16 protein-coding genes are annotated in these 17,073 nt (G+C 61.6%); 6 read left to right on the plus strand and 10 right to left on the minus strand.

Annotated elements, in window-relative coordinates; genetic code table 11:
- Positions 1 to 14: 14 nt before the first annotated feature.
- Positions 15 to 173, minus strand: a complete 159-nt coding sequence (locus tag Q1M04_RS04570) for a hypothetical protein (RefSeq protein ID WP_297997344.1) — start codon at positions 171 to 173, stop codon at positions 15 to 17.
- A gap of 137 nt (positions 174 to 310) precedes the next feature.
- Between Q1M04_RS04570 and Q1M04_RS04575 the strand changes: the two genes are divergently transcribed.
- Positions 311 to 538, plus strand: a complete 228-nt coding sequence (locus Q1M04_RS04575) for a helix-turn-helix transcriptional regulator (protein ID WP_300446687.1) — start codon at positions 311 to 313, stop codon at positions 536 to 538.
- A gap of 66 nt (positions 539 to 604) precedes the next feature.
- On the opposite strand, the gene Q1M04_RS04580 is transcribed toward Q1M04_RS04575, so the two are convergent.
- Positions 605 to 811 carry a helix-turn-helix domain-containing protein gene (locus Q1M04_RS04580; protein WP_204791453.1) on the minus strand — a complete coding sequence of 69 codons (207 nt, stop codon included), beginning with the start codon at positions 809 to 811 and terminating at the stop codon, positions 605 to 607.
- Between the two features lie 315 nt (positions 812 to 1,126).
- On the opposite strand from Q1M04_RS04580, the gene Q1M04_RS04585 reads away from it, so the two are divergent.
- Positions 1,127 to 2,284: a DEAD/DEAH box helicase gene (locus tag Q1M04_RS04585; protein WP_295758305.1), complete on the plus strand. Its 1,158-nt coding sequence runs from the start codon at positions 1,127 to 1,129 to the stop codon at positions 2,282 to 2,284.
- Between the two features lie 57 nt (positions 2,285 to 2,341).
- Here the strand turns inward: Q1M04_RS04585 and Q1M04_RS04590 are convergent, their stop codons facing one another.
- Positions 2,342 to 2,929, minus strand: coding sequence for a hydrolase (locus Q1M04_RS04590; protein ID WP_295758301.1), 588 nt, complete (start codon positions 2,927 to 2,929; stop codon positions 2,342 to 2,344).
- A 192-nt stretch (positions 2,930 to 3,121) separates the two neighbouring features.
- Between Q1M04_RS04590 and Q1M04_RS04595 the strand changes: the two genes are divergently transcribed.
- Genes Q1M04_RS04595 through Q1M04_RS04605 form a run of 3 tightly spaced genes read left to right on the plus strand, consistent with a single transcriptional unit; the run spans position 3,122 to position 5,702 of the window.
- A complete protein-coding gene (locus Q1M04_RS04595; RefSeq protein WP_204791450.1) occupies positions 3,122 to 3,805 on the plus strand; it encodes a response regulator transcription factor in 684 nt (227 codons plus the stop codon).
- A complete protein-coding gene (locus Q1M04_RS04600) occupies positions 3,802 to 4,782 on the plus strand; it encodes a sensor histidine kinase (RefSeq protein WP_204791449.1) in 981 nt (326 codons plus the stop codon). Before Q1M04_RS04595 ends, Q1M04_RS04600 begins: the two co-directional genes overlap by 4 nt.
- Positions 4,782 to 5,702 carry an RluA family pseudouridine synthase gene (locus Q1M04_RS04605; protein ID WP_297997340.1) on the plus strand — a complete coding sequence of 307 codons (921 nt, stop codon included), beginning with the start codon at positions 4,782 to 4,784 and terminating at the stop codon, positions 5,700 to 5,702. The genes Q1M04_RS04600 and Q1M04_RS04605 overlap by 1 nt, the downstream gene beginning before the upstream one ends.
- A gap of 36 nt (positions 5,703 to 5,738) precedes the next feature.
- Here Q1M04_RS04605 and Q1M04_RS04610 read toward each other — a convergent pair whose 3' ends face one another.
- The 5 genes from Q1M04_RS04610 to Q1M04_RS04630 form a co-directional block, all read right to left on the minus strand.
- A complete protein-coding gene (locus Q1M04_RS04610) occupies positions 5,739 to 6,032 on the minus strand; it encodes a hypothetical protein (RefSeq protein ID WP_297997339.1) in 294 nt (97 codons plus the stop codon).
- Entirely contained in the window at positions 6,025 to 7,407 is a 1,383-nt protein-coding gene (locus Q1M04_RS04615) for an MATE family efflux transporter (RefSeq protein WP_297997338.1), read from the minus strand. The genes Q1M04_RS04610 and Q1M04_RS04615 overlap by 8 nt, the downstream gene beginning before the upstream one ends.
- Before the next feature lie 126 nt (positions 7,408 to 7,533).
- Entirely contained in the window at positions 7,534 to 7,953 is a 420-nt protein-coding gene (locus Q1M04_RS04620; RefSeq protein ID WP_297997337.1) for a CD1247 N-terminal domain-containing protein, read from the minus strand.
- Between the two features lie 128 nt (positions 7,954 to 8,081).
- Positions 8,082 to 8,651 (minus strand): elongation factor P, encoded by a 570-nt coding sequence (efp, locus tag Q1M04_RS04625; protein ID WP_293279905.1) that lies wholly within the window; start codon positions 8,649 to 8,651, stop codon positions 8,082 to 8,084.
- A 173-nt stretch (positions 8,652 to 8,824) separates the two neighbouring features.
- Positions 8,825 to 9,337, minus strand: coding sequence for a YqeG family HAD IIIA-type phosphatase (locus Q1M04_RS04630; protein WP_297997336.1), 513 nt, complete (start codon positions 9,335 to 9,337; stop codon positions 8,825 to 8,827).
- Between the two features lie 84 nt (positions 9,338 to 9,421).
- On the opposite strand from Q1M04_RS04630, the gene Q1M04_RS04635 reads away from it, so the two are divergent.
- Positions 9,422 to 10,213: a hypothetical protein gene (locus Q1M04_RS04635; RefSeq protein ID WP_297997335.1), complete on the plus strand. Its 792-nt coding sequence runs from the start codon at positions 9,422 to 9,424 to the stop codon at positions 10,211 to 10,213.
- Between the two features lie 24 nt (positions 10,214 to 10,237).
- Here the strand turns inward: Q1M04_RS04635 and Q1M04_RS04640 are convergent, their stop codons facing one another.
- Together Q1M04_RS04640 and Q1M04_RS04645 are read right to left on the minus strand one after the other, a co-directional pair.
- Positions 10,238 to 12,364 carry a response regulator gene (locus Q1M04_RS04640; RefSeq protein WP_297997334.1) on the minus strand — a complete coding sequence of 709 codons (2,127 nt, stop codon included), beginning with the start codon at positions 12,362 to 12,364 and terminating at the stop codon, positions 10,238 to 10,240.
- A gap of 156 nt (positions 12,365 to 12,520) precedes the next feature.
- On the minus strand, positions 12,521 to 16,660 hold the full coding sequence (locus tag Q1M04_RS04645) for an S-layer homology domain-containing protein (protein WP_297997333.1): 4,140 nt from the start codon (positions 16,658 to 16,660) through the stop codon (positions 12,521 to 12,523).
- Positions 16,661 to 17,073: the final 413 nt, after the last annotated feature.

A 17,073-nucleotide genomic window follows, 5' to 3' on the forward strand; every position in this document is an offset into this window, starting at 1 on the left:
CGCCTGGGTCTGCCTCAGGTAATGTGTCCCTGCGTGTGATATAGAAGGAGGTCTGCCGTTTTGCGGCAGACCTCCTTGTTTATTTCTTTCTCTACATCCCGCCCCGCTTGGAAAGCGATTCTTTCATAGAAAATTGCCACTTCTCTATTTAGTCGAATCTCATACTGTTTCATATGTCCTCCTTTTACCCGTATTCCCACATTATAACCGTATTCGGTTTATAAGTCAACCGTATTCCCACAATTCTTTTTCTCTAGGAATGGTAATGTGGAAGAAAACGGAAAGGGGAACCATTATGGGGATTGCGGATATGGTACGGACCCGAATCATTGCTTTGTGCCGGGAGAGGGATATCACGGTTAACCGCATGTGTGAATTGGCGGCGGTCCCGCAATCCACGGTCAATAATTTCCTGAACCGTAAGACCCACAATCTTGGCATCATCACACTGAAAAAGTTGACGGACGGCCTTGGATTGAGCATCACAGAGTTTTTCGATACGGAGGCATTCCGCGCTTTGGATCAGGAAATCCACTGAGGGGCGGTTTCGGCAGATGCCCTTCCCGAGTAAAAAACACGGACAGGAGACCTTCCTGTCCGTGTTTCATCGTTCCTTGCTGAGCCCCAGCAGATAATCGGTACTGACGCCGTAATACTTGCTCAACGTGATTAAATGATGGATGGGCAGCTCGTTGGCGCCCCGCTCATAGCGTGCGTACATGGTCTGGGACGTTCCCAGGACCTCGGCGATCTGTGACTGTGTCTTGTCGGCGTCTTCGCGCAAATCACGAAGAATACGTACATACTCCATATCATCCACGTTCGACACCCCCCCTATTGACTTTTACCCGGTTTGTCTTCCAACTTTAATTTATCATAAAAAATGGGGCTTGTTGGGTTTACAACACACAATTTTACTATAATTTCTTCGGGTTTCCATGTATAATTTGTTGGATCCACTAGATTTTAATTGATTAAAGTTTTAAAATCCTCTAAAATCATCGGACTTGTAAGGCCTGACCGCTTTACAAGAGGCCTCTTTTTCTGTATAATACCTTTATCTTGTTTCTATGGACCCGCGTCCATTTTATCATACGCCCCCACTACGTGAAAAGAGGAAATATTTATGGAATATACAGAAGGCGTCCGGTTCGACAGCCTGGGCCTGTCCCCGGAGATCATGCGGGCCATCCAGCGGCGGGAGCTGGAGGTCACCACCCCCGTCCAGGCGGGCTGCATCCCGCCCATGATGGCCTGGCAGGACGTCATCGCCAAGGCCCCCACCGGCACCGGCAAAACCTTTGCCTACGGCATCCCCATTATTGAGCACATAGACCCGGAGGACGACGCCGTCCAGGCGGTCATCCTGGCCCCCACCCGGGAGCTGGCCATTCAAATCACCGACGAACTCCGGGACATCTCCGCCTTCCGCCCCGGCGTCCGCTGCGTCTGCCTTTACGGCGGGCAGCCCATCGGGAAGCAGATCGACGCGCTGAAAAAGCGGCCCCAGATCGTGGTTGCCACCCCCGGCCGGCTCAGCGACCACATGAAGCGCCGCACCGTCCGGGTGGACAGCGCCCGGACCGTGGTGCTGGACGAGGCGGACCGGATGCTGGACATGGGCTTCATCCACGACGTGACCCGGCTTCTGGACAAGATGAACAAGCGGAAGAACCTGGGCCTCTTCTCCGCCACCATCTCCCGGGAGGTCATGGACATCGCCTGGGTCTACCAGCGGGACGCGGCGGAAATCACCGTCCGGGAGGACGAGCAGAACAAGCCGGACATCAAGCAGTTCCGCATGGACGTGGCCCAAAACGAAAAGGCGGACGTCATCGCCAGAATCCTGGAGGAGACGGGCTTCGACCGCTGCATGGCCTTTTGCAACACCAAGGGCTCCACGGAGCGCATCTGCAAGTTCCTGCAAATGCGGGGCATCGACGCGGAGTGCATCCACGGAGACATCCCCCAGCGGCGGCGGGAGCAGGTGATGAACCTCTTCCGGGAGGGCAGGCTCCGGGTCTTCGTCTCCACCGACGTGGCCGCCCGGGGCATCGACGTGGACGACGTGGACATCGTGTTTAACTGCGACGTGCCGGATGAAAACCAGGACTACGTCCACCGCATCGGCCGGACGGGCCGGGCGAAACGCCAGGGGGTGGCGGTGAGCCTCATCGCGGACTACCCCTCTAAAATGCGCATTGACGACATCGCCCAGAAGACCCGGAACGAGATTGTCCCCGTGAAATTCGGGGAGGACGGGAAGCTGGAGGTCCTCGGTTGAGGGAACATAAGAGCGCCGGGGCGGCGTCCCGGCGCTCTTTTCGCGTACAAAACGGATTCAGCTCAAGGAGGCCGTTTCCTCCGCCACCCGGGCCTCGCTCTCCCGCATGGCCTGGAGGGTCTTGTCCATCAGAGTCTCCAGCTCCCAGCCAAGGCGCGCCGCGCCGTCCTTGATAACGTCCCGGGAGCACCCGGCGGCAAACTTCTTGTCCTTGAACTTCTTCTTGAGGGAGGACACCTCCATGTCGGAGCAGGACTTGCTGGGCCGCATCCGGGCCGCCGCGCCGATGAGGCCCGTCAGCTCGTCGGCGGCGAAGAGGACCTTTTCCATCTCGTGGACAGGCTCCACGTCGGAGCAGATGCCAAAGCCATGGCTGCACACGGCGCGGACCAGCTCGTCGGAGCAGCCGATCTCCGCCAGCAGCTCGGGGGCCTTTTTGCAGTGCTCCTCGGGCCACTTCTCAAAGTCCACGTCGTGGAGGAGGCCCACGGCGGACCAGAAATCCGCCTCTTCGCCATAGCCCAGGTCCCGGGCGTACCAGCCCATGACGGACTCCACCGTCAGGGCGTGCTGGAGGTGGAAGGGCTCGGTGTTGTACTTGCGCAGCAGCGCCAGGGCCGCCGCTCTTTCGGGACAGGATTTCATGGGACATTTCTCCTTTGTTTGTTGTTGGGGATAGTATACGGCTTTCGAAAGCGGATTGCAAGCGTATTGGAGCAGATCCCTTCCCGCCGGGCCCGCGTTCCCGATAAAATCCAAGCCCGCCCCTCGACTTGCCGGGGCTCCTGTGCTATACTACAGGAAGACATATTTTAGATGGAAACGGAGGCGTCCGGCTTGTACCGTATTTTTATCGCAGAGGACGACGGCGTCATCGCAGGGGCGGTGGCCCGGCACCTGGAGAGCTGGGGCTATCAGGTGGCCTGCGCCAAAAAGTTCGACGCCGTAATGGCGGAATTCCTGGACTTCGGCCCCCAGCTGGTGCTGCTGGACATCTCCCTGCCCTTCTTCAACGGCTACCACTGGTGCCGGGAGATCCGCAAGGTCTCCCAGGTCCCCATCCTCTTCCTGACCTCCGCCGCGGACAACGTGAACCTGGTCATGGCCATGCAGATGGGCGGGGACGACCTGCTGGCCAAGCCCTTCGACCTTCAGGTCCTCTCCGCCAAGGTCCAGGCCATGCTGCGCCGGGCCTATGACTTCGCCTCCGCCCCGGCCCTGCTCTCCTGCGGCGCCGCGGCGCTGAACCCCGCCAACGGGACGGTCACCGTCAACGGCCGGAGAGTGGAGCTGACGAGGAACGAGGGAAAGCTTCTCCAGCTCCTGCTGGAGAAAAAGGGCCGGATCGTCAGCCGGGACGCCATGATGACCGCCCTGTGGGAGTCGGACAGCTTCGTGGACGAGAACACCCTTTCCGTCAACGTGAACCGCCTCCGGCGGAAGCTGGAGGCGGCGGGACTGCCGGACTTTATCCGCACGAAAAAGGGCGCGGGCTACCTGGTGGAGGATGAAACCGTATGAGAATCCTGGGCGCGTATTTCCGGCGGCACTGGAAGCTGCTCTTCCTCCTGGCGGGGTGCCTGGGCATCTGCTCCGCCGTCTTCTACCTCTACGGCCTGCCTCTGGAGTCGGTGGGCTATGCCTTCGTGTTGTGCTTTTCCCTGGGGCTTGCCTTGTTCGCCGTGGGCTACGTCCAGTTTCTCCGGCGGCACCGGGAGCTGGAGCGGCTGCTGGTCCAGGTCCGGGAGAAGGTCCTCCCCCTGCCGCCCCCCGGGGGACTGCTGGAGGAGGACTACCAGGCCCTGTGCCAGGCCCTGGCCTCCGAGCGGGCCGCCCTGGCCCTGGAAGACCGGAACAGGATCCAGGACATGACGGACTACTACACCCTCTGGGCCCACCAGATCAAAACCCCCATCGCCGCCATGGGGCTGCTCCTCCAGGAGGAGCCCCACCCGGAGCTGGAGGGGGAGCTTTTGAAAATCGAGCAGTACGTGGAGATGGTCCTGGGATACCTCCGCCTGGGCAGCGAGTCCACGGACTATGTATTCCGGGACTGCGGCCTGGACGCGCTGGTGCGCCAGGCCGTGCGGAAGTACGCCCGCCTCTTTATCCTGAAAAAGATCTCCCTGGATTTTCAGGAGACCGGGAAGACCGTGCTGACGGACGAGAAGTGGCTGTCCTTCGTCATCGAGCAGCTGCTGTCCAACGCCGTGAAGTACACCCCCGAGGGGGGCCGGGTCCGCATCTACGGCGACGGGGACACCCTGGTCATCGCCGACAGCGGCATCGGCATCCAGCCGGAGGATCTGCCCCGGGTCTTCGAGAAGGGCTTCACCGGCTTCAACGGGCGGGAGGACAAAAAGTCCACCGGCATCGGGCTTTGCCTCTGCCGCCAGGTGATGGACCGGCTGAACCACGATATTTCCATCGCCTCCCGCCCCGGACAGGGGACCCTGGTGCGGCTGGATCTCTCCAGGGACCGGAAGAGGGTGGAGTGATGGCGGTGATTACAAGAATCATCCCGCCGGAGGAGGACGGGGCCGCGGTGCGGCACATCCTCCGGGCCAAGCTCCACTTTTCCTCCCACGCCGTCTCCCGGCTGGCTCACGGGGGGGAGTGCATCTTCGTCAACGGCGTCCCCGTCCACACGCCTCACGTGCTCCGGGCCGGGGACGTGCTGGCGGTGGAGACGGAGGACCGCCGCCCGCCCAGAACCGCCGCCGTCCCGGGGAACTGGCCCCTGCCGGTGGCCTGGGAGGACGAGCACCTGCTTATCGTGAACAAGCCCGCGGGCATGACGGCCCACGCCTCCAACTTCCTCCCCGGCACCCCCACGGTGGCGGGGGCCCTGGCCTGGACGCGGGGGGCGGACTTCATCTTTCACCCGGTCAGCCGCCTGGACAAGGGCACCACCGGGCTGATGGTGGTGGCCAAGAGCGGCTACGTCCACGACCTGCTCCGGCGGGCCCTGCACACGCAGGCGTTCCGGCGGGAATACCGGGCGGTATGCCTGGGCTGTCCCGCTCCGGAGCGGGGGACAGTGGACGCGCCCATCGGGCGGGACGAATCCTCCGCCGTGGCCCGGAGGGTCCGCCCTGACGGGGCCGGCGCCGTGTCCCACTATGAGGTGCTGGCCAAGGGGGAGGGGGTATCCCTCCTGGCCCTCCGGCCGGAGACCGGACGGACCCACCAGCTCCGGGTCCATATGGCGTACCTGGGCTGTCCCCTGGCGGGGGACTGGCTCTATGGCACGGAAGACCCGGGGCTCATCCCCCGGCCCGCCCTGCACTCCTGCGCCCTGACGCTGGCCCACCCCGTCACCGGGGAGCGGGTGGAGGTCTCCGCCCCCCTGCCGGAGGACATGCAAAAGCTGCTCCGGGAGCGTTTTCTCCCCGGGACGGAGGCTGAAATTGAATAAAAGACGGGACCCGGTCTTCACGGGTCCCGTCTTTTTTTAATCTTCCTCCTCGTCCTCTCCGGCTTCCTCCGGCAGGGCGGGCTCTTCCGGGTCTTCCGGCAGGGGGGCCTTGAACATCTTCCAGGCCAGGAGGCCCAGCACCGCCGCGCCGCCGCCCAGCACCACCGCGCCCAGGGTAAACTGGAAGGAGGTGGGGCCATAGGGGTCGCGGGTCAGGTAGGGCTTGGCAATCTGGTAGAAGAGATAGACCAGGTACAGCGCCGCCAGGGCATAGACGTTGGCGCGTACTCTGGGGTTGAAGGGCTTTTTGGGCTCCTTGGGCTTAGACATGGTTCTCCTCCTTTTCCGGCCCGTCGGGCCGGGTGACGCTCCGCACCCACTTCCAGCTGTGAAGCCGGAGGGCCACGGGAATGATTTTATAGATCTGGTCCCATTTCAGAAGGAAGAACACCAGCTCCGGGGGGCTCTTCCACCAAAACGCCGCCATGGCGGAGAAGGGCACCACGATGCCCCACATGCTGATCAGATTCAGCTTGGCGCTGAAAGCCGTGTCTCCCCCGCCCCGGATGATGCCCGTGTCACAGGCCATCTGGTAGGAGGTGCCCACAGTGGTGACGGCGATGATCGCCATAAACCGGAGGGCCAGGCCCCGGGCCCGGGCCGTCAGCGTGCCGCCGAAGACCGCCAGAATGGGATTCCGGGCCAGGAAGATCAGAGCGCCGGAGGCCAGGCCGATGGCGATGAACAGGACCTGGAGCGTGGCCACCAGGGGACGAAGCGCGTCCTTCCTCCCCTCGCCGATGCTCCGCCCCACCACGATGCCGGAGGCGGAGGCCGCGCCGTAGGCCACTACGGAGAGGACCTGGTAAACCTGGACGGCGATGGCGTTGGCCGCCGTCACGTCGCCCCCCAGGTGGCCCAGAATGCCGGTCTGCACCATCTGGGCCACGCCCCAGAGGGCCTGGTTCACCAGCACTGGGGCGGAAACCCGGTTGTAGTCGCCAAGATAGCTGGCGTCAATGAAGAGGAGCTTCCGCAAAGTCAGGTTCAGCCTCTTCTCCCGGTACTTTAAATAGTAGACCACGATCAGCAGCTCCACGCAGCGGGAGACCAAGGTGGCCACCGCCGCCCCCCGGACCCCCAGCTCCGGACAGCCGAGATTCCCGTAGATTAAGAGGTAGTTCAGCGTGACGTTGATGCACAGCGTGGAAAAGGAAATGGCGTAGCCGATCTTCACCACGCCGATGGACCGGAGGGAGGCCACCAGGATGTTGGTGACGGTGAAAATGACGTAGGAAAAGCAGATGATCCGAAAGTAATCCGCCCCCTGGGCGATGACTCCGGCGTCGCTGCTCAGCAGGCCCAGCAGCTCATGGGGAAACAGCAGCACCACCCCGAACAGCAAAGCCGAGAGAACCGCCCCGAACCGCAGGGCCACGCCGATGATATGGGGAATGGGCTCCAGCTTGTTCTTGCCCCAGTACTGGGACCCCAGCACCACGGCCCCCTCCCCCGCGCCGCCCACCAGCATCTGGAGCAGGAACTGGATCTGGTTGCACAGGCTCACGCCGCTCATGGCCTCCTGGCTGTAGCGGCCCAGCATGACGGTGTCCATCAGGTTTACCCCAAAGGTCAGCAGATTCTGCAAAGCCAGGGACAGCGTCAGGGCAAAAAAGGCGCGGTAGAAGGTCTTCTCCTTAATCATGGGTCTTCTCCTTTGGATGCTCTCACTCCATCCAGTATACCGCGGCGGCGGGAATTTGGCAATATATCTTTTCCGGCACAGCGAAAAGCCGGACGCCAAGGCGTCCGGCTTTTGCCGCCAGGGGGATTATTCCCCCTCTTCCTCTTCTTCCTCCAGGCTCTTCAGGTCAAACTCCAGCTTTTCGCCGCAGTTGGGGCAGACGACCTCGCCGTCCTCCAGAACGGACTCGTCGAAGTAGATGCTCTCCTCGCAGGTGGGGCAGGTGGTAGCGTAGCAGTCCTCGCCCTCTTCCAGGTCGTCCAGCTCATACTCGTCCTCGTCTTCCTCGCCGTAGAGCAGGTCCTCCACGTCCTCCAGATCGTCGCTGACGGCGTCCAGGCCCTCTCCCAGCTCTTCCTGGGCGTCCTCAATGTCGCTGATCTCCAGGGCGATGTCCTCCAGCACGTCGATGATGGCGGCCAGGAGCTTGCCCTCCTTCTTTTCGGTGTCCAGGTCCATGCCCTCCGCCAGGCCCTTCAGATACGCGACCTTCTCCGTGATGCTCATAGTCAATGACCTCCTTTATCCTTCAAATCATGTTCGTGACCACATGCGCGTCAGAAAAATACCTCCGTGACCGGCGTCACGGGTGTGGGGGAATCCAAAGGGGGGATTTCATCCCCCCTTTGCCGTACTCACTCTTTGCAGCGCCCCAAATATTCGCCGGTGCGGGTATCCACCTGGATCTTCTCTCCCTCGTTGATGAACAGGGGCACCTGGATCACCGCGCCGGTTTCCAGGGTGGCCTTTTTCGTGACATTGGTGGCCGTGTCTCCCTTGACGCCGGGCTCGGTCTCCGTAACCTCCAGGTCCATGAAGTTGGGAACCTCCACGGTGAAGACGCTGCCCTTGTAGCTCACCAGCTTGCAGACGGTGTTCTCCTTCATGAACTTGAACGCCTCGCCCAGCACGTCCCGGTTCAGGGGGGACATGTCAAAGGTCTCCGGGTCCATGAAGTAGTAGAGATCGCCGTCGTTGTAGCTGTATTCGGCGTCCTTGCGCTCCACGCTGGCCTGCTCGAATTTGGCGGTGGGGTTGAAGGACTCCTCCCGGATGGCCCCGGTGATGACGTTCTTATACTTGGTGCGCACGAAGGCCGCGCCCTTGCCGGGCTTCACATGCTGGAAGTCCACCACCAGCATGGGCTTGCCTTCCATCTCGAAAATCATTCCCTTGCGAAACTCGCCTGCGGAAATTGTCGGCATAATAAAATCCTCCTCACAAATCTTTATCCGAGAAAACGACCCGTGAGAGGGCATTTTCTCTCTTTTCATGGTTCTTCCATTATAGCCGTAGCTATTTTATCCCATCCAGGCGGTGATTGCAAGTATTTTTCCTCTAATTGTCCGGGACCATGCAAAAATATTTTGGACGGCTCCTATCTCCTCCGCTCCTCCCGGCGGCGGCAGAGGGCCTTGAAGGGGGCCTGGAGAGCGTGGAGGACCTTCTGCCAGGGCGTCGCCGCGCCGCCCAGGGGCTCCACCATCAGCGCCAGCAGGCCGGCCCGGTTCGCCGCCAGCATATCCGTCAAAAGCTTGTCGCCCAGCATGGCGGTATGGGCCCGGTCCGTCCCGGCTCGGGCCATGGCGGCCTCCAGGCCGCGGGTGGAGGGCTTCCCGGCATGGCCCTGGTAGGGAATTCCCAAATCCGCGCAGAACTCCGTCACCCTTGTGCCGGAGCGGTTGTTGGAAACAATCATCACTTGGATTCCCGCAGCCTTCAGCTCCGCAATCCAGGCCCGGAGGGCCGGGTCCGGGCGGTGGACGGACTTGGGGGCCAGGGTGAAGTCCAGGTCGCTGAGGAGCAGGGCCACGCCCGCCTGGCGGAGAAGCTCCGGCGTAATCTCCCGGTAGCACCCGAACAGGCGGCTGGGAACCAGGGAAAGGGGCATAGGCGGCAACCTCCTCGCATAGAATCTCTTGAAGTCATTTCCAGTATACCAGTTTTCAAGCCTGGGCGCAAGGGGGAGTGAAATTTGCAAATCTACCTGGCCGTGACGCCGGAGGAGACGCAGGAGGCCCGGGGGCATTGCCGGAACCTGGCCCACGTGGCCTACCGCATCGGCCCCGGCTCCGCGCTGCTGCGGCAGAGCCTGCTTCTGCAAATCAAGGGGGGCCTCTTATCCGTCAGCGACCGCCAGGCCCCCTTCATCGACAGCCCGGAGGATCTGCGGGACGCGGTGCTGCGGGAGTGCGGGCGGCGGGGCTACTCCGGCGTGCTGCTGGACTTTGAGGAGGCCCCCCGGCGGGACCGGACGGCCTTTGTCTCCGCCCTGGCGCCGGCGCTCTCCTCCTCCCGGCGGGCGCTGTTCCTCCCCGAGGGGTACGCGGGCGCCGCCCCCGGCGCGGCGGTGCTTCTCTGCACCGCCGTCTCCGGCGGGAGCTTTTCTCAGTACCTCCAGGAGGCCGTGGCCCAGGCCGGGGGCGCGGGACGGCTGGCCCTGGACGTTCAGCGGCTCCGCATGGACTTCCGCCTCCCCGCCCGGTCCGGGGAGGGAGAGCCCCTGACCGGGGAGGCGCTGGCGGCGCTGATGGAGCGGGAGAATCCCGCCGTCTTTTTCTCCCAGGACCTCTGCGCCCGGTACTTTACCTATAACCGGGAGGGAGAGGCCCACTTCGTCCTCTTTGACGACGCGGACACCCTGAACCAAAAGCTCCGCCTGGGGGTGGGCATGGGCTTCCAGGCCGCCTTCCTCATGTGGCCGGAGGTTCAGGACATCGCCCCCCGCCTGTTCGCGCCCTGGCGGGGAGGAAAAAAACCACCGTGATTCCTCACGGTGGTTTTTTGCGCTTCATCCCCCCGTTATGCCGGAGATTACCTCCAGCAGGCGGTCGATATCCAAAGGCTTGGCCAGGTGGGCGTTCATGCCGCTTTCGGCGGACTGCTTCCGGTCCTCGTCAAACGTATTGGCGGACAGGGCCACAATGGGGACATTGGCCAGCCCCGGGTCCCCCAGGGCCCGGATGGCCCGGGCGGCGCTGTGGCCGTCCATCACCGGCATCCGCAGGTCCATCAGCACCAGGGCATAGTGGCCGGGGCGGGAGTTCTTCACCTTTTCCACGGCCTCCGCGCCGTCTCCGGCGGTATCCACCAGGAAGCCCGCCTCCTCCAGGAGCTCCACGGCAATCTCCCGGTTCAGCTCGTTGTCCTCCACCACCAGGACCCGGCGCTCTCCCTCCGGGGAGGAGGCGGTATGGGCGGCGGCGGTCTCCTGCAGGCGCAGGTTCAGCGATGCGGTCAGCAGCCCGCCGCCGTCCGGCAGGGCCTGGGCGTCCACCGTGCCCCCCATCAGCTCCATGACGTGCTTGGCGATGGGCAGGCCCAAATCCGCCCCCGCCGCGTCGGAGGCGGCGGTGATTTCCCGGCGGGCAAAGGCGGCGAAGACCTGATCGTTCAGGGGGCGCGCCATATCGGAACAATGGGCGATGAAGTGATAGGACCCATAGGCCCGGGTGGCGCTCCGCTCCCGGAGGGACAACTCCACCCGCCCGCCGGACTCCACCCGGCGCACCGCCCCCAGGGCCAGGCGCTCCAGGGACTGGCGGAGCTTCTGGCGGTCGCACCAGACCTTGGGATGCTCCGTCTCCGGGTCGGAAAGCACCAGCTCCACGCCCCGCTCCTTCGCCCGGGGAAGCACCTCCCCCCATACCTCCCGGGCCAGCTCCGGCAGGGTGCAGGGGACCTCCTCAATGTGAATCTGGCCGGATTCCAGCCAGCTCAGCTCCAGCACGTTGTTCAAAAGCCCCATCAGCTGGGCGCTGGACGCTTCAATCCGCTCCAGCTCCCGTTTCAGCCGCTCCGGCTGGTCCAGGTGGCGCTTCGCCAGCTCGGTGAAGCCCACAATGGCGTTCATGGGCGTGCGCATGTCGTGGGAGATATTGGACAAGAAGGTGTTCCGGGCGTCTCCCGCCAGCTTCGCCTGGGCCAGGGCCGCCTCCAGAATGGCGGAGCGCTCCCGCTCCCGGCGGACCTCCTCGTCCACCGTGCGGCAGGCGAACATAATCTGCGTCGCTTCCCCGTCCGGGCTGACGTTGACGATGAAGGCCTGGACATACTCGGCCTTTCCCTGGTGAAGGATCCGGTAATTGATATGGTAGGACTTCTGGTCCCTCAGGGCCGTCCGGATATAGGCGGGGTCCAGCTCCCGGGTGAACCGCTCCCGGTCCTCCGGATGGACCCAGCGCCGGACGTAGTCCCCGGCAAAGTCCCGAAAGGGCCGGACCTGCAGATCCCGGCCAAATTGGAAGCACTCCCGGCCGCTGACCCGATAGGGCTGAATGACGTCCTCCGCCAAGTCCGCGTGGAACACCACCTCGTAGTCCGCGCTCAGGCCCTCAATCAGCTCCAGGCGGCGAACCAGCTCGTCGTTCATCTGCTCCAGGAAATCCAGAGTCTGTTCCGCCTGCTCCTGAAGCTCCCGCTCCTTCTGGAGCTTTTCTTCCAGAATGGCCGCACGCTCCGCCACCCGGCGGCGGCGGCGCTCCGTGCTGTCGACCAGGAAGACGTAAAACACGCCTCCCAGCTCCTCGGTCTCGATGAAGTGGCCGAAGTCCTCCACCCAGCAGATGGAGCCGTCTTTTCGGACAATACGGTATTCCACATAGTCCAGGTCGAAGCTGTTCTGGGAAATCTGCTCCCGGATGCTGGCCTCCACAGCCTCCCGGTCATCCGGGTGGACGAGGCCGTGGAAGGTCCCGCCGGTGAGAGACCAGAACTCTTCCTCCGTCTTACAGCCAAGCATCTGGAGGACCGCATAGTTGACGTAGAGAATTTTATCGTCATCATCCCGGTAGATGAAAAATCCGCCGGGCATTTCGTCGGTAAAACGCTTAATCTGCCGGGCGGTAAGGCTCTCCCGGTCCGAGAGGTCCCCGCCGCTGCGCAGGAGATATTCAATCAGGCCGTGATTTTCAATCACAGGGTAGGCCTCCTTTCCGGATTTTTTTTATCATAACACATTTGGAAGAGTTTGTCACGCATGACTTGGGGAAGAATTTCCCGCCGGACGAAAAGGACCCGCCCCAGGCGGGGCGGGTCCTTTCTTGTGTGGGATTGCTTTGTCTTTCGCGTTGGATTAGGTGGTAGACTGTGTGTAGGTCAGGGCGGGAACATCGAAGTCTGTGTCGATGTCTTCAACCGTGATGATGATGGATTCGTTCTCGGGAACGATGACATCGTTGGCCGCGCCTGTGAAAGTCCAGGTCTTGTTATCCGCTCCCAGGCTGCCAAGCACGGTGTCGGCAGAGACATCCCACTCGGCGCCGGTGATAGCGCTGGCAGCGACCAGAGTTCCGGCGGTGCCGACATCCGCAGAGTTCTTCACTCCGCCGGTGGCCGTGGCCTTGATGGTGATTACCAGATCGGAGCCCTTGTCGAAGGAATCTCCGTCGGCAATCGCCTTACCATTCATGGTGTAGGATACCGTGAAGCCAGTGACATTGTGGGTCGGGGCCGTTCCGTTGAAGATAGCGAACATATCGTTCTCATACTTCGCGCCGGGGATAAGCGCTGTAGTGCCCAGATCCGCTGTCTTAACATAGGAGACTGTCCCATCAAGCTCCGTGACTTTCGCGTTCAAAGTCAGACCGGCATCATCCAAGTTGGCGTTACCGCTCGCGGCAATCACTTTCTTGTCTCCCACCGTGACGAACACATGGGCAGTGGACTCATCAAAGGTTACCTGGCCCTTGGGAGTGGTAATAATCCACTTGTGGTCGGCAGCAAAGTTGAAGCCCTTTTCAATGGTAGAGTAGCTCTCTCCGAGGAAATCCATCGCCAGCTTCAGCTGAGCAACGGTATCCTCATCCTTGCCGGTCAGGACCACGGAAGCAGTCAGCGCACCCGTGGCAGGGGCAATCGAGGTATCAGCGGCCTTAAGGGCGTCCCACGCCACGGTGCTGGCATCGTCCGCCTTGGCTACGCCCAGTCCGGTGGCCACGGTGTTCTCATAGAACGCCGCAACCGCAGCACCGATGGTGAAGGTGTAATCGGACTTGTTGGGAGCCTCAGAGGTGTGGTTCCGAGCATAGACCGTTACCTTAATGGTATCGCCCGCGGCCAGAGCGGCGGTGGAGCCGTTCTGAATCGTAGAGGCAGAGCCATTGTGGGTCAGCTCGATTTCCATTTCCTTACCGTTGTGGGTGAAGCTGATTTTTCCGTCGCCGTCCATAGCCGCCTGGGTCAGGCCGTTGACCGTTTCGGAAGCAGTGGGATTCGAGAAGGTCACGCCCTTGATGTTGGCGGACAGCAGGTCCTTCTGAGCCGGGGTCGTGGTGTCGGCGGCGGAAACCCAGCCGGTGATGATCACCATGGCAACGCGGCGGAAGCCGTCGGTGTCGGGGTTGTCGTTCACAACCAGCTGGACCTCGGCCCTCTGCTGGCGGTAGTCCTCCACCTCTTTCGTGGTGGGATTGGTGAACATGAAGGTCTTCAGATCATCGAAGCTGTCGATGTCGTTTTTGGTCAGGTCGACGAACACGGCCTTCCGCAGGCTGACGATGTTCTGCTCGTCTCCGACGCCCAGGTCGCCCTTCAGATCGCTGCTGACGTAGGGAGCCAGATCCAGCGTGGTCTTGTCGGTGCTTCTGCCGGAGCCGACCTTCTTGTAGTTACCCAGTTCCACAAGGCTGGCGTTGACATTCACAATCTCCTGGATATCAGCCTGGAAGGTGGAAGTGGTGCGCTGGGTGAAGTCGTTGCGCTGACGCAGAGTGTAGAACTCGTCGTGCTCCGCGTGCTCGGTCTTGGCGTAGGAAGCGAAGTCGCCTCTGTACAGCCGGTCATAGGAGTAGATGGTCTCTTCCTCACGGACGCCGTCCGCGGTGTTCATGGCAACGGTGTAGACATAGACCATCTTGCCGGTGGAGTCATAGTGAGCGCCGCCGGGCATATCCCGGACATACAGCATGGAAGCGCTGTCGGCCTCGTTGCTTTCCTGCTTGATGACCACGGCCTTGATGGCTCCCTTGCTGGTCACCGCAGCCTGGGCCGCGTTGAAGTTGTTTTGATGGACGGGAATCTTTTCGATGGGCAGGAGGCTGTCGTCCGCGGCCGTATTGGAGATTACGCCCTCGGCGGTCGTACGCAGTTCCTTGTTCTCCACGGTCTTGACTTCGGACTTGACCTCGATGGATTCAACCTCGTTGTCATTGTCGAAGGAGACGTAGATGAACTTCACTCCCTTGTCAATGAACAGGGCGCTGTCGTCTCCGTAGTCGCGCAGGTCGACCTTGACGTTGCTCGCCTTGATCTTGTAGGGTTCTCCGGTCTTTTCGTCCACGCCGGTGAAGACGTCGTATACGCCGTCATTCTTGATCTCCCAGTCATACAGGTTGCTGCGGGAGGTGCTCTCATACTTCACCAGATCGCCGGGACGGAAGCCGGTGGCGTTCTTGTCGAAGTTGGGGCCAAGGTTCAGCTCCACAGGCTCGCCGGAGATATCCCAGCCGGTGACGACGGTCACGATGCGGCCGTTCTCCACGTTGGAGCGGAAGGAACCAATCACCATCCACTCGGAGGTGGAACCCACATCCTCAGCCAGCAGGGCATAGCCGTGCTTGTCGAGGGTCAGGGTAACGTCTTTCTTGGTGACTTTGATCTTGTCCCCGTCGATTTCGGACATGTCCTTGTTCCACAGGGAGATGCTGTAGTCGGTGCCGCCCACGGTCAGGGAGACGGCGTTTTTGGCCTTGTTGGTGGGGCCGTAGTCCTTCACGCCGGTCAGGGTGCCGGACACGGTCTCGGGCTCATAGGCCTCGGCGACCTCGAAGTCCTCGCCGTCATGGTCGGCGTCCACAGGGATGATTACCACGTTGTCGCCGGCCTTCAGATCCTTCAAGGCGGCATAGGGAGCGTCCTCAGCCTGGACATTGCCCACCTTCACGTCGATGGGATCCTGGTTGAAGCCGGGGAAGTCCTTGTCTCCGTCATCGGGGTCCTTCTTCTCCAGGGAGACATAGTCGGAACCGACCTTCTTGACCTCCATGAGCTGGCTCTTGACCACCACGACGTCGGTGATGAAGTCGGCCTCATCCTCAGAGACATAGACCTCGACCACAGTGCCGTTGTCGGTCAGATCGGAGATGTTGGAGATCTTCGCTTCCTTGCCGGAGCGGATCGCATCTTCGCTGTTGGTTTCGGGGCACTGGGCGCCCCACACAACCTTCTTGCCGGACTCGCTGATGTTGTACTCGGTGCCGTTCACCCAGAAACGGGTGTAGACGTTCGCCTCGTCGGACTCCAGGGTGTAGCCGCCCAGGCCGGTGGCCCGGTTCTTCACAGCATCGGTCTTATCGGAATAAGCCGCCTGCTTGTCGAAGGTGAAGTCGGGGGCGATGGGGAAGGTGCCGATGGTGACCTTCTTGTAGCTCCAGACGTTGGAGGGACGGCCGAAATCGTCCTTCGCATTCTTGTGCTCGTCGTCCAGGCGCAGATCCTTGAAGTGCTCCTCGCCGAACTCCACGGTGTAGTGATCGTCCTTGGAGTTGCCTACGGTGTCCAGTTTCCGGTTGGAGATGTTTTTCGCATAGGCCTGGTTGCTGGTCACATAAGTACGGGTTTTGTCCCCGACAATGGCGGCGTCTCCGGTGGTGATGGTAAAGCCGCCGGTGTACTCGACCATGGTGGCCTTCAGGGTGTTCAGAGCCAGCTGGCAGGCCTCTTCGCGGTTGACCGCGTCGGCGCCCTGGAAGCTCAGGCGGTTGAACAGGCCGGCGATGTTGCCCAGACGGGCCACGTTCATGGTCCAGCCGGTGCCGGTGAAGCCCTCGAGCTCACTCTTGTAGCCGACGGCGCCCAGCAGCATCTTGGCAAAGGCGAAGCCGGTCAGGGAGTTGGCGGGCTTGAAGGTGCCGTCGCTATAGCCGCTGATGTAGCCGGCGGTCTTGCAGTAGCTGATGACGCCCGCAAAGGTGTGGCCCGCGGGAACGTCGGGATAGGGGCTTGCGTCGTTGGGCAGAGCAGAGGCGGCCTCGGGGCCAATCATCAGGGAAACGATGATCTTGGCGGCGGCGCCGCGGGTCAGCTCGGTCTCAGGACGGAAGGAACCGTCCTCGTAGCCGGTGATAATGCCGATCCGGTTCAGGACGGCAACGGCTTCCTCGTACTGGATCTCATCCTTGTCGGTGAGGTCCTTGTACTCGGTGGCCCCGGCGCTGATGGTGGCCAAAGACATGGTCATAACCAGTGCGAGGACCAGGGATAAGAACTTCTTCATGGATTTTCATCCTCCTTGTTTTGCGGCGGGAAGTTCACCGCCGTTATTTGCGGGCCGGGACGCGTCGGCTTTTCCGGCGCACATACAGTGGCTAGCCGTGCCCGTATCTACCCCGGGACTGCCGCCTCATCCGTGCCGCATGATGAATATAGCACAGCGGTTTTCTAAAATCAATACGATATGCATAGTTGTAACATAACAGTAACAAACACTCCTGCCGTTTCCACCGCTTCTTTTTCCTCTATTTTTTCTCATATTATGGAAAACTTCATATATTTTGTGCTACTTTTTGCCTATCGGCAATTCCATATCACTTAGCTTTTTTATTTTATATATGTAACTTAGGTTTCTTCGCCCCCACGCGTCTTTCTCCTGCATTGCCGGCGGCCCTTCCGGCAGCTGTGCCGCTCCTT

The organism is uncultured Oscillibacter sp. (genome assembly GCF_950073225.1).
In the GTDB taxonomy this organism is placed as follows: domain Bacteria; phylum Bacillota; class Clostridia; order Oscillospirales; family Oscillospiraceae; genus Oscillibacter.